Origin of the sequence: Euzebyella marina (genome assembly GCF_003687485.1) — a bacterium.
Lineage (GTDB): Bacteria > Bacteroidota > Bacteroidia > Flavobacteriales > Flavobacteriaceae > Euzebyella > Euzebyella marina.
In genome coordinates this window covers 3,634,632-3,649,874 of sequence record NZ_CP032050.1, presented here as the reverse complement: position 1 = coordinate 3,649,874, position 15,243 = coordinate 3,634,632, and the positions used below count along the sequence as shown (strand labels likewise).

The following is a 15,243-nucleotide window of genomic DNA, read 5'->3' as shown; positions in this document are numbered from 1 at the left end:
AGTTTTCTGTCAAAAAAATAAATTTTAAACCCCAAATTGTTGAAGGTGGTGATCAATATGTTTATAGAACAGGGTATTCCACTCATCGGTAGTAAGAGGGCCGAAAGAGTGAGATTCTTTGTTATGAAAGTGTGCGGCCCCTAATTGCTGGGTTTTTTCAACATTACCGATTAAAAGACCCTTTTCTTTATCAAAATCTTTGTCATCTGAAACTAGAAAAACAGGAGCTGTACGCATGTTCTTTTTATAGGGTTTGGGGCCTGTAACTACTTTCTTTGCTAAAAGTTTTATCAAGACTTTTTTTAAACCTGTGGGTTTCGGGTATTTATCTGTATAAACCAAGTCATAGGTAACATTGCAATGGGCCAGCATTTGAGAAACATTCATTTTACCCCAAAGGTTTGTGGTCGATGGTGTCAGTTGGTTAATTCTAGAGACCAATTCTTCAGAAACTTTTCGGTCAAATACATTCTTAATTATCATTTTTAAAGTTTTAGTTGGATGGTGAAAAAAATCGTTTCTAAAGTTAGAAAAAGACCCGTTCTAATCCTACTGAACTAAAGGTCTTTATAGAAAAAATCATTAAGTTAATTTTAAGAGTGTTTTTGTAAGAAAATAGCAATCTGATAATGGGTCTTATTAATATCTGAAGCGGTTTTGAGTGGCGAAGGAAATACAATTTGACCTTGATTTTATGCATTTTTTGAATATTTAGTGTCCTTAGTCTGTCAATAGTATTGGTGTTATCGATAACATTATAATTTTATTTTATTTTAACAATATTAGTAGGAAAAAGATGTACCTTCGGTAAGGTTTTGAATATTGATTTGATGACACATCCCCCTTCCATCATTCAATATGATTTTTTATTGACTACCCCATCATTTTATGTGGAAAAAATTTCTAGGTAATTTCTTGTTGCTCTACATTCCTTTACTAGTGCTTTCTCTTCTCATGCTCACCAGTCAGAAGCGGGAAAGGATTGTCGAGCTTTCTAAGCAAGAAGCCCTTGATGCTGCCAATAAATCTTTTTTTATAAGTGATGTTTGCCACTACTTGGTACACAATTCAAATTATTGGACCTCTATACTTTATCCGCAGAAATTCAATCCTCAAAGCACTCATAAAGAATTTATTCGGCCCTATTTAGAGGTTTTGAATAGTCTGGGTTTTTACGATCAGTTTAGAATTCTAGATAACAATGGTAATGAAGTTTTGAGGTACCAAAGTTACCAAGGTGGAATTTTGGAGTCGGCACCTTTACAGAGCAAAATTGATCGTGAATACGTTCAAAAAGGTCTAACTTTAAAAAAGGGCAATGTATTCTTGTCAAGAATAAACTTGAATAGGGAGTATGGTGAAATTGAAAGACCCTATAAACCTGTTCTGCGCTCAGTAGGGCCTATTTATGATTCGCTTGGTAATAAATTGGGCCTTGTGGTCATCAACTTTCGAATGGCCGATATACTGAATACTTTGACTACCCCATCAACAGAGGGCAATACTTATATAGTTGATTCTAACCTTGATGTTATTAGCTCAAATACTTCAAAATTCGAACTGCCTAATGAAGTAAAGGAATTTGAAAACCTAGAAGAGGATAAAACCAGAATAAACGTTCAGGGATTACTGCCTTTTAAGGATACCACTTTTTTAAGTGACGGAGCTATATGGAGTTTGCGTAAAGTAGATCTTGAAAATGGTAAGCTGCGAAGCAGCCGTATCTATAACGAGCCCGATAATATATCAACAGCCACTGATTGGGCCATTGTCGAAGAGATTCCTTCTACGGCTATTCAAGCTGGAATGTGGCAAGTTTACCAGAACTTTATCGTACTTCACTTATTTTCCATTTTAGCGGTTGCGGGTATTTCATACGGTTATTTAAAGTATCAAAAAGAAAAACTGTTTCTAGTGGAAGAGCTGAAACAAAAAAACGATTCATTACTTGAGGGACAGAAAAAGTTACAAAAAATAAATAAGCAGGTCAAGCAAACAAACGATCGTCTAAAAGTACGAAACGAGCAACTGGAGCAATTCAATTATCTCATATCACATAATCTAAGAGCGCCTGTTACAAGTATGTCTGTCATTGTAGATATGCTGAAGAATAAAAAATATGAGGGCCATATTAAAGATTTGCTGCCCAAATTGAACACCATAGCCGATAGTATTGTCAACTTAACAGAAGATATTAGACATTATGTTACGATACTCGACCAGAATGAAATTGATATTAAGGGTATTGACCTGATTGAGTTGATTGAGAATGTCAGGAAAGAATTTCCCGATTCGATAAACGATGATAGCGGTTTCAGAATTATTTATCAGTTGGAGGAATGGAAAGTCGTCAATTTTTCGAGGTTTTATTTAAAAAGCATTATTCACAACTTTATATCTAATGCAATCAAATACAGAAGAAAAGATGTGTCTTCTTTTTTGTTGTTTAAAAGCAAAGTTGAAGATGGAAGGAAGGTACTATATGTTGAAGACAATGGTATTGGTGTAGACACCGATCGTCATAAAGACGATATGTTCAAACTATATAAAAGATTTCATAGAGATGTTTCAGGCAAGGGTATGGGGCTTTTTCTTGTTAAAACTCAATTGGAAGCTCTAGATGCCTCAATTAGCCTAAAAAGTAGTGTAGGTAAAGGCACGGTATTTAAGATAATTTTTTAAATTTAAGTAACTAACAAACAATAAATCACATGGTTGCGTTATAGGATATCGAAACCATGATAGGCAACTAAAATCAACTGACATGAGAAAAGCGAACATTTTATTGGTAGATGATGATGAAATTTATCTTTACCTGACCGAACGTCTTTTAGACGGAATTTCGGAGAACTTAGCGGTCAATTCTTTCACCGATGGTGAAAAGGCATTGGACTACATTAAAAATTGTGCAAATGAACAAACAGAAATGCCAGGGGTCATACTTCTAGATGTAAATATGCCTTTTTTAGACGGGTGGGGTTTTCTAAAGGAGTTTAGAGAATTGAAACCAAAAATTAATGACAAGGTTCATATTTATTTGGTAACCTCTTCAGAGCGCGAACGTGATAAAGAACGGGCCAAAGAATTTAAAGAGCTTACCGGGTATGTTGTAAAGCCTGTCTCAGAAGACAATCTGGTCGAGATATTAACTGAAGTTTACGAAAATCAATGGTAATGATATAAATTTACTTTTCAATCTTTTTCAAAGAAACAAAGACGCCCATGATTTGCAAAGCATGGGCGTCTTTGCCTAGTGTACTTATTAATTAATATCTCACCCCGTGTACATTCATTTCGAGGGTATACACAGAATCCATCGCAGTAATGAACAAGATGTTCTGTTTCGGTCCACCGAAAGTTACATTGGCAGTCCAGTTTTCAGGAACAGGTATATGTTTGATTTGCTCACCCTTCTTGTTAAAAACCGTTACCCCATCGCCGGTCAAATAAACATTTCCTAAATGATCAACCGTCATACCGTCGGATCCCATATCTGCAAAGAGCTTCTTATTCGTCAAGTCTCCATTTTTGCTGATATCGTAAACATACGTTTTCTTCGCCCCGTTGTCTGAAACATATAAAGTCTTGCCATCGGGAGTACCAATAATGCCATTGGGCTGTTCGTAGTTATCATCTATTACAACGCGTGGTTCAGAGGTGTTGGCAGCCAGATAATAAACTCTTCTTGCCGATTGCTCGGGTTCAGTATGTTGCCACCAAGAGCGTTTGTAGAAAGGATCGGTGAAATAAACGCCTTCTTTTTGGTCGACCCAAATATCATTGGGGCCATTCAATTTCTTTTTCTCAAAATTATCAATGACCACCGTCACTTTTTTATCAGTTGCTATTCGCCAAAGTTCATTCTTTTCGTCTGCAGCGGCCAAAAGACTTCCCTCATCATCAAAATAAAGACCATTGGCACGACCGGCCGGTTTCATATAGTCGGTGACGGTATTATCCGAAGCACTCCATTTAACAATTCTATCGTTCGGTTGGTCAGTAAAATAGACGTCTCCAGATTTATCCATAGCTGGGCCTTCGGTAAATTCGAAAGTGTCGGAAACCAAGGTCAATTCGGCCCCTTTTGCAACGATGTCATCAACTTTCTTTTGCCCTTCGCACGAAAGGCTCACCAGCGATAGGCCCCATAATCCTAGAAATAGTTGCTTTGAATAATTCATCATCTTGATTAAGATAGCTTTTTAAGAAACTTCATATTATGGCGCATGCTTTCAACAGGGGTACTCGTATATTCTTCCTGCTCAATAAAAATGTGTTTGACTCCCGAAGCTTTTTGACTTTCCATAATTTTTTTGATGTTCAGGTCGCCATTACCAAACTCGGTGCTTTCCTTTTCTTTAAAATCCATATCCTTTAAATGCCAAAGAGGAAAACGACCTGGATATTTCTTGAAATAATCCATCGGGTCAAAACCTGACACGACTACCCATCCTAAATCAAGCTCCATATAAACCAATTCGGGGTCGGTATTATCCATTAGCACATCATATAAAATTTGTCCGTCATGTGATTCGAACTCGTATTCATGATTGTGGTAACCGAATTTGAGACCAAGCTTTTTACATGATTCTCCCGCTTTATTAAACGCGTCGGCCACACTTTTGTAATTATCTACGGTTTGCCCTTTACTTGGTAAAGAAGAACATATGACATATTCTTGACCTGACCTGACGGCCTGTTCCATCGTACTCTCAAAATCGTCATCAAGGGCAACATGGCCACTGACCAATTTCATGCCAAGCGCTTCGCACTCCTTTTTCATACCCTCAGGGGAAAGACCATAATACAAACCTTTTGTACTGCGTGCGGACTCAATTTTTTTGATGCCCAGGTCGGCTATAGTTTTAAGTGTTTGCTTGGCATCTTTAGCCAATTCATCTCTAAAAGTATAGAGCTGTACACCATATTCGGGCTTTTTGTAAAGGTTAAATGAGAGATTGGGCACTAGTATTGCACCACTACCGGCAACCGTAGTTTGTTTTAAGAAATGTCGTCTTGAAATCATTTGAAAATATTTGTTTGATCAAGATAGTCATTTCGCTTGAAAAGATTATTTCAAAAAGGTTCAAAAAAAGACGGATAGGGTTTGGCAAACTTCGCCTAGGCCATCTAAATTTATACTGGTTAACTTGACTTGATATGAAAATTTTTCACTGTTCACATTGTGGCAATCCTCTATATTTCGAAAATACAGTTTGTCTCTCATGTGGGAGTCATTTGGGATATTTAGAGCATCGGTCTCAACTGGTAAATTTGATAGCAAAAAATGGCCTCTTTAGTGTTTCGGGTGATGAAGGCAAGCTATATCGGTTCTGTAAGAACCATGAATATCAAGTCTGCAATTGGTTGGTAGAAATCAATAGTAATTCTGAGTTTTGCTCGGCATGCTCACTCAATAGAACTATACCTAACTTAGAAAATGAGTCTAACTTGGTTGAATGGCGTAAGCTCGAAATCGCTAAGCATCGGTTGGTCTATGCATTAATGAGGCTTGGCCTTCAGGTAGAACCTAAAAAAGGGATTGAATCTTCGGGTATAGCTTTCGATTTTCTAGAAGAAATTACAAATGCGCAAAACAGCGAACCTGTTCGTACAGGCCATCTCAATGGAACAATAACCATTAATGTGGCCGAGGCAGATAGTGTTCACCGCGAATATATGCGAAAACAAATGGCCGAACCCTATAGAACGTTAATAGGTCACTTTCGACATGAAATTGGGCATTTCTATTGGGATTTGCTTATAAATAATAATAGTGATAATCTCTCTGCCTTTAGGTCAATCTTCGGCGACGAGCGTGTCGATTATGGTGCAGCGCTTCAAAACCATTACAACCAAGGCGCTTCGAGCAATTGGCCGAGCTATTATATTAGTTCTTATGCGTCATCTCACCCCTGGGAAGATTGGGCAGAAACTTGGGCGCATTACTTACACCTGATAGACCTTTTGGAAACTGCTTTCTATTTTGGTATTGAAACAGGCGGACATCTTAATGATGGCTCACCATTGAAAATGGAAGCTCGTTTTGACCCTTATTTACAACAAGATTTTGATGCCATTATCAAAGCCTTTAGGCCACTGACCTATGCTATCAATAGTTTGAACAGAAGTATGGGGCAACCCGATGTCTATCCTTTTGTTATCTCCGATACCGTTTTGAATAAACTAAGGTTTGTACACCAACTTTTACATTGATTTTTTATTCAAGTCTGTGAGGCTTACCCTAAAGTAGATGCTTATTTTTGCATAAAATTTCAGGGTAATGAATTCTAGAGCAGATCAGCTAAAAGCTTTTGATAGGTTATTGACCATAATGGATGAATTAAGGGAAAAATGCCCTTGGGATAAAAAGCAGACCCTACAATCATTAAGGCACCTAACCATTGAAGAAACTTATGAATTAGGTGACGCTATTTTAGAAAACGACCTGAACGAAGTTAAAAAAGAACTGGGCGATGTACTTCTGCATATCGTATTCTACTCGAAAATAGGCTCAGAAACCAATGATTTTGACATTGCCGATGTGTGTCATACGATTTGTGACAAGCTGGTAAGCAGGCACCCGCATATTTATGGAGATGTCACTGTTGAAAATGAAGAAGACGTAAAACGCAACTGGGAAAATCTCAAACTGAAAGAGGGTAAAAAGAGTGTGTTGGAAGGCGTGCCCAATGGTTTACCGGCATTGGTAAAGGCCAATCGCATTCAAGACAAGGTCTCGGGCGTAGGTTTTGACTGGGAAAAACCCGAACAGGTTTGGGAAAAGGTTCAAGAAGAACTTTCAGAATTTCAAAATGAGGTACAAGATAATAACAAGGCTAAAATGGAAGCCGAATTTGGCGATGTGATGTTCTCTATGGTCAACTACGCCCGTTTTTTAGATATCAATCCGGAAAATGCGTTGGAGCGAACCAATAAGAAATTCATAAGGCGTTTTCAATATTTAGAGGCCAAAGCCAAAGAAATGGGTAAGTCACTAAAAGATATGACTTTAGAAGAGATGGATGTTTTTTGGGAAGAAGCAAAGACTTTCAACCAAACCTCTTAGTCATATCTATTAACCCCACCTTCATTTTTCATCATTGTTTACCTTTTAATTATCAATCTTGTTCCAGCAATACACCAAAGAATTTCGATATAATATTCAACTTTCTGTTCCCGTAATTATGGGAATGTTGGGTCATACGTTCGTACAATTGGCCGATAACATCATGGTAGGTCAATTGGGTACGGCCGAACTGGCAGCGGTATCTTTAGGCAATAGTTTTGTTTTCATAGCCATGTCTATTGGTATTGGCTTTTCTACAGCCATAACTCCATTGGTGGCAGAGGCCGATGGTGCCGGTAATAAGCATGATGGCAAAAACGCTTTGAAACACGGTCTCGCACTTTGTACCATACTCGGGTTGACCCTTTTCTCCCTTATTTTGTTGGCTAAGCCCTTGATGTATAGGATGGAGCAGCCGGCCGAGGTGGTAGAATTGGCACTTCCGTATTTAGATCTAGTGGCTTTTTCATTGGTGCCCCTGATCATCTTTCAGGCATTTAAGCAGTTTTCAGAAGGCTTGTCACAGACCCGTTACCCTATGTACGCCACCATTTTGGCGAATGTGGTAAACATATTATTGAACTATTTGCTGATATTCGGCACTTTCGGTTTTCCGAAAATGGGAATTGTGGGTGCGGCCATTGGTACTTTAGTTTCTCGATTTGTAATGGTTATTTTTCTGTGGTTTCTACTGCGCAGCAAAAGAAAGTTTCATGATTATGTAACGGCGTTCAACTTTAAAAAGTTGGAGCAAAAAGTGGTAAAAAAAATTATCAGTTTGGGTTTTCCATCAGCGCTACAGATGTTGTTTGAAGTAGCCATTTTTACGTCGGCCATTTGGTTGAGCGGGGTATTGGGGAAAAATGCGCAAGCCGCTAATCAGATTGCTCTAAACCTGAGTAGCATGACTTTTATGTTTGGTATGGGGCTTGGGGTGGCAGCAATGATTCGTGTTGGCAATCAAAAGGGACTTAAAAACTTCTCTGAGCTGCGTAGAATTGGTAAGTCTATTTTTTTTCTGACCTTTTTACTTGAGATTGTTTTTGCTATTCTGTTTTTACTGGGTAGACATTGGTTTCCATCATTATATCTTGATTTAGACGATATTTCTAACATGGCCGATAACGCCCAAGTAATAAAAATTGCGGCCGAGTTGTTATTGGTGGCAGCGGTATTTCAGATATCAGATGGGGTACAGGTAGTAGTCTTAGGCGCCTTGAGAGGCATGCAAGACGTGAAAATACCTACTTTAATTACTTTTGTTGCCTATTGGTTGATAGGCTTTCCGGTGAGCTATTTTTTAGGGCTTCGTACCGAATTGGGTAGTACAGGCATTTGGCTGGGTCTATTGACGGGGCTTACCGCCTCGGGTATTATGTTGTATATTCGATTTAATTACCTAACCCAAAAAATGATTGCCCAATCTGCATAAGAAAAGGCAACGAACGTAGACAAAACTAATTTTCATTTATATGGAATTTCCAAAGTTTCTTTTAGGCGATAATACCGATTATCCTTCTGCAATTTTTGTTGTGCATACCGAGTACCCAAGATTTATAATAAATCTGGAAAATGATGAAGTGGAATGGTTGGAAGATTTTTCTCCGGAGGATGAAAAAGAACTTGAATCGGAAGCTGAAAATCTGATTGAACAGGCGAATTTATTTTACGATAGAGAGGTTTCAAGGTACGAAGACTAGTTGATAATGTTAGAGCATCTGGTAGAACTTGATAAAGACCTTTTTTTATTTCTGAACAGTTTGGGGAGTTCGAGATGGGACGGTTTCTGGCTTTTTGTCACCAATAAATTTAGCGCTATACCTATTTATGCGATTTTATTGTTCTTAACCTATCGTGCGTTGGGTCTTAGGCGTACCATCATAGCTGTTCTGGCGGTTGGTTTGATGATTCTTGTTACAGACCAGTTGTCGAACTTTTTCAAATATGGGGTACAAAGATTAAGGCCATGCCATGACCCTACCTTACAAGACCTGGTTCGATTAGTGAAAAAATCTTGCGGGGGTAAATACAGTTATTTTTCGGCTCACGCCGGCAATAATTTTGCGTTGGCATTTTTCTTTTCATCCCTTTTGAAAACAAAATATCGGTATATAGGAATTTTACTGGCTTTTTGGGCGGTTTTGGTCTCTTACAGTCGAATTTACATCGGTGTCCATTTTCCCTTGGATATTATTACAGGGGCCTTAATAGGCTTGATTTTTAGTTGGTTGTTTTTAAAGTTAGCTATATTTGCAGACCTCAAAATACCTCTATGATATCTAACTCTAGATATTGGGTTTTAATCATTTTAGTTGTTCTGGTGTACATCACCGGCATGTTCGTCACCCTATTCGAAAATGATTCTGCACAATTTGCGGTAATGGCCATGCGAATGGTTCAAGAGAATGATTTTTTGAATCTTTTCAAGGGTACTGAAGAATATTTAGATAAACCGCACTTACATTACTGGTTGGCCGCATTTTCTTATTTACTGTTCGGCATAGAAGATTGGGCCTACCGTATTCCCGGAATTTTAGCTCTTCTTTTAGGTGCCTATTCTACCTATGGTCTTGGCAACTTGCTATATGACAAAAGAGTGGGTAAAGTTGCTGCCCTCATATTTATGACGGCACAGACCATTGTTCTATCTGCGATAGATGTTCGAACCGATGCCGTATTAACGGGCTTCGTTATTTTGGCCATATGGCAGTTGGCTTTATATGCGAATACAGGCTCAATTAAGTCGATTTTGTTGGGCGGTATTGCTGCCGGCTTGGCATTTTCAACCAAAGGCCAATTGGCCATATTGATCATTGGTTTGGCACTTTTAAGTCATTTGATCTATACCCGAAATTGGAAGGCGCTTATCAACTGGAAAGTCTTATTGGGCCTCTTGACTTTTGCCATTGCCATAACCCCCATGTTGTATGCATATTACCATCAGTTTGATTTGCATCCGGAAAAGGTAATACGTGGTAAAGCAGAGCGAAGTGGAATTTTCTTCATTTTTTGGGAACAGAGTTTTGAGCGACTAAGCGGCGAAGGCATGGGTAGTAATAGCAGCGACTATTTCTTCTTCTTTCATACATTTTTATGGGTTTTTCTACCGTGGACGGTCTTAGGTATCATGGCTTACGCTAGAAAAATAAATAGCCTGTTTAAATTGAAATTTAAATGGGTTCAAGGTCAAGAAATGCTTACTATAGGTGGTATCACTTTCTTTTTTCTGATTGCAAGTTTTTCCCAATTCAAGCTTCCTCATTATTTGAATAGTATAATACCTCTGTTTGCAGTTTTGACAGCGACTTATATTGTGAATCTGAAAAATGAAAAAACCGGTCGTATTTTGCTCGGGGTGCAATATTTTGTGTTAAGTATCATATTCATTGCCGCGGTACTGATTTGTTTTCTAGTCTTCGAATTTGATAATCTTTTCGCTCTGGGCCTACTCTTGGTCTTTTTGTTGACCATTATCTATTTCTGCTTGAAAAGTGAGCAATATGATAAGAAGATAATCACTTTGACCGTCTTTGGCTCCTTATTGCTGAACGCCACCCTCAACCTTCATTTTTATCCTAATTTATTGACCTATCAGGCTGGCTCAAGCATGGCCAAAGTGGTTAAAGAAAGAGAAGTACCGGTTGACAACATTTATAAGCTGGGTGATTTTCACACTTGGTCGTTTGATTTCTACAACAGAAAGCCTTTAAAAATAACATCTTACAATGCGATAAGAGGTAAGAAAGATTTTTGGGTCTACGCCAATGATGACCAGTTACGAGAACTAAAAGAGTTAGATTTTGATTGGGATATTCAATACACGCGAGCGCATTACCGCATTACGAGATTGAGCCTCAAATTCCTAAATCCCTCAAAGAGAAAAAAATCGTTAGATAAAATGCACTTGGTGCATATTTACTGATTCTTCACCAAGTTTGGCTTTTTAAAGTGATAGATAATCCCCCAAAAAGAAGTGAAGGCGGTTATCAAGAAAAAGACCATACTCAAAGTTATAGACAAGTCTTCATTAAGACCAAGCCAGTTAGAGAAGTAGTAAAAAGTAATTTCTCGACTTCCGATACCTCCTATGGTCAAAGGCAACACTGCAACTATCGATGAAACCAGAAAAACAAATAAATACCCTATTGAACCTATAGAGGCATCCATGGCCATTAAAATTAAAAGTACACAGATTAATTGCATCAATTGTACTACGGACGAATAGATAAACGAAGGCCAAAATGCCTTTGAAACATAGGGAAAGAACTTAAGGTTCAAAAAATAAAAAACTACCGTACTCAATATGATTAGGGGAATGGTACCCCATCGATAGGTATCTAGGAAGTCACTTTTTATAAATAGTATTAGAATACAGGCATAAATGAATAATAGAAGAAGACCGCTCAAGCGATCTAAAAGCAGAACGGATACTACTTTTTTTGTTTTTATATCAAAGGTCTTTTTGATAAGGTATCCCTTATAAGCATCTCCTCCAATTCCACCTGGTAGAAAAAGGTTATAAAACATGCCCAAAAGGTATAGTTGTAGATTGCTTTTGTGCGATAAGGGAATTTTCAGTAATCTGAAATAAAGATTTAGCCTAAAGGCGGAAACAATCTTTGATATGATAAAGAAAAGGAGCGCCAATATTAAATAAAATACATTGGCACTTTTAATGACAGCCCAGACTTCGGCGATTTCGACTTTGGTAAAAACCAAATAAATCAATAGAACGCTGAAAGCAATTTTTAAAGCGGTTATGCTTTTTTTACGCAGATTCGCCACCTACGAAGACTTTTTTAATTCTATAAGGCCTTTTCTGCTGAGACTCATAGTAGGTGCGAATTAGCAGCTCCATAACAATACCTATGGTGAAGAGTTGAATACCGGCAAGAATGAACATCAATCCAAAAATGAGCAAAGGTCTGGTACCTATATCCTCACCGAATCCGAATTTTACGATCAATAAATACATGTTGATCAATATACCCACCATAATAAGTAGAACCCCAAAAATACCAAACAGATGAATGGGCCTTTGAAAGTATTTACGAATAAAAAGCAAAAGCATCATATCTGCGATTACCTTGAAAACACGCTCCAACCCGTATTTAGACACACCTGCATGGCGCGCATGGTGTTTCACGGGTACCTGCTTGATCTGTGCACCTTCAAGATAAGCTAGCAAAGTTATAAAACGATGCATTTCGCCATAAAGGTTGAGGTCTTTGGCAATATCTTTTGAGAAAACTTTCAAAGCACAACCATTATCTTTTATGTCGAGATTTGTAATTCTTCGAACCAAAAAGTTGGCGATTTTTGAAGGTATTTTTTTTACCAAAGAATCTTGCCTTTTTTGCCTGATGCCGGTTACCAAATCATATTCACCGTTTACAGCATATTGTAACATTTGAGGAATATCGGTTGGGTCGTTTTGCAAATCGCCATCCATGGTAATTATAAAGTCTCCCTCGGCATAGTCAATACCTGCCGCAAGTGCCAGACTCTGACCATAATTCTTTTTTAGCGCAATAAGATGCACCTTATCATCATTCATGGCATTGACGATTTTTCGTGTGCTGTCTTTCGAAAAATCATCGACATAGATTATTTGATAGTTATAGCCCTCTAAACTTTCGTGAATTTTTTTAGTCAGCAGAACTACGTTATCCTCTTCGTTATAGAGTGGAACAACAATAGATAGTAAGGAACTCGTAATAGGGTTCATCAAAAGAACAGATTTGCGGCAAATTTAGGGTTTTATTACGCAAGCGCATATATTAATTCTCGAATGCGATTGAGAACGATACTTTGAACAAATAAAACTTATTATCTGATGGAGAATTTAACAATGTGCCTAAGGTTTTATATCGAACGAACTCAAGAGCATATCGGCGGCTTGCTTTGGTGAAATCGTTTTGCTTAGTACTTTTTCAAGTAACTGATCTTGCAATATTTTTACCTTTTGATTAGAATAAAAGTTCTTTTTTATTGTTTGCTCAACAATTTCGAGCATCCAATTTTGTAGTTGTTCTTCCCTTTTTTTGTGGAACGTAGCGTTCTTTTTGGTTTTTATATTGAATTCATCGATTAGTGACCATAACTCTTGAATACCCTCATCATGAAGAGCGGAACAATACGTTACTTGAGGCTCCCAACCATTTTGCTTGGGAGGAAATAGCCCCAAAGCTCTTTTGAAGATAGAAGCTTCTTGCTTTGCAATTTCTAAGTTCGCTCCATCGGCCTTATTGATGGCTATAACATCTGCCAGTTCGATAATACCTCTTTTGATTCCTTGAAGGTCATCACCGGCACCTGCCAATTTTAATAAAAGAAAAAAGTCGACCATACCATGAACGGCGGTTTCACTTTGGCCTACACCTACCGTTTCGACTAGAACAACATCGAACCCGGCAGCTTCACAGAGTATTATTGATTCTCTTGTTTTGTGGGCAACACCCCCTAGATTATTATTTGTAGGAGTAGGTCGAATAAAAGCATTGTCACTTTTGAGCAATTCGGGCATTCTGGTCTTATCGCCGAGAATACTTCCTTTGCTAACGGTACTTGAAGGGTCTACGGTTAAAACGGCAACTTTACGTCCTTTTTTGATAAGTAAAAGACCCAGTTTTTCTATAAATGTACTCTTTCCGACACCGGGCACTCCGGTTATACCAATTCTAATGCTATTACCACTTAATTTCAAAAACCCATTTAAAATCTCGTCTGAGAGAACTTCATCCTGTTTTTTGGTGCTTTCTATAAGGGTAATCGCCTTTGCGAGAATGGTTTGATCACCATTTTTAATGCCTTCGATAAATTGATTGTCAGACAAGGGTCTCTTTTGACCTTTTGAATGGTCTGAAGAAAAAGTTCTGACTTTCTTTTTTTTATCGGCCAATCTTATTTGTTGATAGGTACTTTAACCTTTGTTTTATCCCAGGAAAAAGACATGAAAAGTTCTCCATTATCCTCAAAATCGATAGTGAAATTTTCAATGGTGTCATTAAGTATTTCTGTAGGTACGGTAACTTCAACAACGTCTTCTTCGGGGTTTCTAGAAGTTTCTTTACCTCCGCTCAGAACGGTAACCCCCCAATCGGGAATTCCCTTATTAAATATAACGTTCCAGCTTTCCTTTCCTGGCTTTGTCCACAAAGAATATCTTCCGGGAGCAAGACTTTTATCAGCAATACGAATAGTAGTAGAGGTCGAAAATTTGGTAGGTTCATTAGCCCCTGTTCTCCAAACTACATCATATGGTACTAGTTCACCAAAAATAACACGCCCTTTTTTCTTCGGGCTGGAATAGGTCACCGATAGATCAAAATCGTTTTTTTGATAAACGTTTGTAATTTCTGGGCTATGGGTCTTCGTCTGTTTTCTCATATAAGGTCTGAAAACAAAAAAGAAAAGTAGCGCCAATACGGCAACTACCACCAAAAACCATTTCAAGAATTTCATATAGTATAGTTTGAATATCAACAATTTGTAAAATCGATTACAAAATGCGGTCGAAATTACAAATTAATATGTTTGAAGCTTGAAAAATCAGTCGCAGTATCGTAAAAGTTCGATGGATTCACCAATGACCTATTTCTCGGAGTGTCATATTGAATCTTTTGTTGACCTTACTCGTGTTTTCACACAGATTTAATATTCGTTTGAACGGAGTTTTGCAATACTAAACGTATCTTAATAGGATAATCAAAATTATCGAAAATGAAAACTATTTTTCAGGCTAGTGCCACCAACTCGGGAGGGAGAGATGGCCATGTAAAAAGTGATGACGGAGCTATTGATTTAGATATCAAAATGCCAAATTCTAAAGGCGAAACCGACGGCAAGTCGACCAACCCGGAGCAATTGTTTGCGGCGGCCTATTCAACCTGCTTTGCAGGGGCTTTACAAGCGGTTGCCAAAGAACATGGTGTTGATGATTTAGGCGATTTTAGCGTAACGGCCGTGGTAGGCTTTAATAAAGATGATGAAGGCTTTTTTATCGATGCCACTTTGGATTGCTGGTTGCCGACCGTAGATAAAAAGAAGGGTGAAGATTTGATCAATGCTGCCCACGAGATTTGTCCATATAGCAAGGCTACCAGAGATAATATTACCGTTGAACTCAATTTAATGGTCGAAGCGTAACCTTAGGTGAAAAAAGCTAAAGTATT

Annotated in this window: 16 protein-coding genes; 9 read left to right on the top strand and 7 right to left on the bottom strand. The window is 38.0% G+C overall.

From position 1 onward, the window contains the following. Positions 1–24 precede the first annotated feature (24 nt). On the bottom strand, positions 25–483 hold the full coding sequence (locus tag D1013_RS15610; RefSeq protein WP_121849713.1) for a DUF1569 domain-containing protein: 459 nt from the start codon (positions 481–483) through the stop codon (positions 25–27). A 405-nt stretch (positions 484–888) separates the two neighbouring features. On the opposite strand from D1013_RS15610, the gene D1013_RS15605 reads away from it, so the two are divergent. Further along, positions 889–2,682: a sensor histidine kinase gene (locus D1013_RS15605; protein WP_121849712.1), complete on the top strand. Its 1,794-nt coding sequence runs from the start codon at positions 889–891 to the stop codon at positions 2,680–2,682. Positions 2,683–2,764: 82 nt separating this feature from the next. Continuing rightward, the gene (locus D1013_RS15600) at positions 2,765–3,175 is read left to right on the top strand and encodes a response regulator (protein ID WP_121849711.1); all 411 of its coding nucleotides are present in this window, start codon (positions 2,765–2,767) and stop codon (positions 3,173–3,175) included. Positions 3,176–3,266: 91 nt separating this feature from the next. On the opposite strand, the gene D1013_RS15595 is transcribed toward D1013_RS15600, so the two are convergent. Both D1013_RS15595 and D1013_RS15590 read right to left on the bottom strand, forming a co-directional pair. Further along, positions 3,267–4,184: an SMP-30/gluconolactonase/LRE family protein gene (locus D1013_RS15595; protein ID WP_225621536.1), complete on the bottom strand. Its 918-nt coding sequence runs from the start codon at positions 4,182–4,184 to the stop codon at positions 3,267–3,269. Between the two features lie 5 nt (positions 4,185–4,189). Further along, positions 4,190–5,026 carry a sugar phosphate isomerase/epimerase family protein gene (locus D1013_RS15590; protein WP_121849710.1) on the bottom strand — a complete coding sequence of 279 codons (837 nt, stop codon included), beginning with the start codon at positions 5,024–5,026 and terminating at the stop codon, positions 4,190–4,192. A gap of 134 nt (positions 5,027–5,160) precedes the next feature. On the opposite strand from D1013_RS15590, the gene D1013_RS15585 reads away from it, so the two are divergent. From D1013_RS15585 to D1013_RS15560, 6 genes are all read left to right on the top strand, one after another. Continuing rightward, positions 5,161–6,216, top strand: coding sequence for a zinc-binding metallopeptidase family protein (locus D1013_RS15585; RefSeq protein WP_121849709.1), 1,056 nt, complete (start codon positions 5,161–5,163; stop codon positions 6,214–6,216). Between the two features lie 67 nt (positions 6,217–6,283). Then, positions 6,284–7,069: a nucleoside triphosphate pyrophosphohydrolase gene (gene mazG / locus D1013_RS15580; protein ID WP_121849708.1), complete on the top strand. Its 786-nt coding sequence runs from the start codon at positions 6,284–6,286 to the stop codon at positions 7,067–7,069. 58 nt (positions 7,070–7,127) lie between these two features. After that, positions 7,128–8,501: an MATE family efflux transporter gene (locus D1013_RS15575; RefSeq protein WP_121849707.1), complete on the top strand. Its 1,374-nt coding sequence runs from the start codon at positions 7,128–7,130 to the stop codon at positions 8,499–8,501. Between the two features lie 40 nt (positions 8,502–8,541). Next, positions 8,542–8,769 (top strand): DUF8828 family protein, encoded by a 228-nt coding sequence (locus D1013_RS15570; RefSeq protein ID WP_121849706.1) that lies wholly within the window; start codon positions 8,542–8,544, stop codon positions 8,767–8,769. A gap of 6 nt (positions 8,770–8,775) precedes the next feature. After that, positions 8,776–9,345, top strand: a complete 570-nt coding sequence (locus tag D1013_RS15565; RefSeq protein WP_121850761.1) for a phosphatase PAP2 family protein — start codon at positions 8,776–8,778, stop codon at positions 9,343–9,345. Next, positions 9,342–10,991, top strand: coding sequence for an ArnT family glycosyltransferase (locus tag D1013_RS15560; RefSeq protein WP_121849705.1), 1,650 nt, complete (start codon positions 9,342–9,344; stop codon positions 10,989–10,991). Before D1013_RS15565 ends, D1013_RS15560 begins: the two co-directional genes overlap by 4 nt. On the opposite strand, the gene D1013_RS15555 is transcribed toward D1013_RS15560, so the two are convergent. From D1013_RS15555 to D1013_RS15540, 4 genes are all read right to left on the bottom strand, one after another. Next, the gene (locus D1013_RS15555; RefSeq protein ID WP_121849704.1) at positions 10,985–11,854 is read right to left on the bottom strand and encodes a lysylphosphatidylglycerol synthase transmembrane domain-containing protein; all 870 of its coding nucleotides are present in this window, start codon (positions 11,852–11,854) and stop codon (positions 10,985–10,987) included. The genes D1013_RS15560 and D1013_RS15555 overlap by 7 nt on opposite strands. Further along, a complete protein-coding gene (locus D1013_RS15550) occupies positions 11,838–12,797 on the bottom strand; it encodes a glycosyltransferase family 2 protein (RefSeq protein WP_121849703.1) in 960 nt (319 codons plus the stop codon). Before D1013_RS15550 ends, D1013_RS15555 begins: the two co-directional genes overlap by 17 nt. Positions 12,798–12,926: 129 nt before the next feature. After that, positions 12,927–13,970: a methylmalonyl Co-A mutase-associated GTPase MeaB gene (gene meaB, locus D1013_RS15545; protein ID WP_121849702.1), complete on the bottom strand. Its 1,044-nt coding sequence runs from the start codon at positions 13,968–13,970 to the stop codon at positions 12,927–12,929. Between the two features lie 2 nt (positions 13,971–13,972). Beyond that, entirely contained in the window at positions 13,973–14,533 is a 561-nt protein-coding gene (locus tag D1013_RS15540; RefSeq protein ID WP_121849701.1) for a DUF2911 domain-containing protein, read from the bottom strand. A gap of 258 nt (positions 14,534–14,791) precedes the next feature. Between D1013_RS15540 and D1013_RS15535 the strand changes: the two genes are divergently transcribed. Next, the gene (locus D1013_RS15535) at positions 14,792–15,217 is read left to right on the top strand and encodes an organic hydroperoxide resistance protein (protein ID WP_121849700.1); all 426 of its coding nucleotides are present in this window, start codon (positions 14,792–14,794) and stop codon (positions 15,215–15,217) included. Positions 15,218–15,243 lie beyond the last annotated feature (26 nt).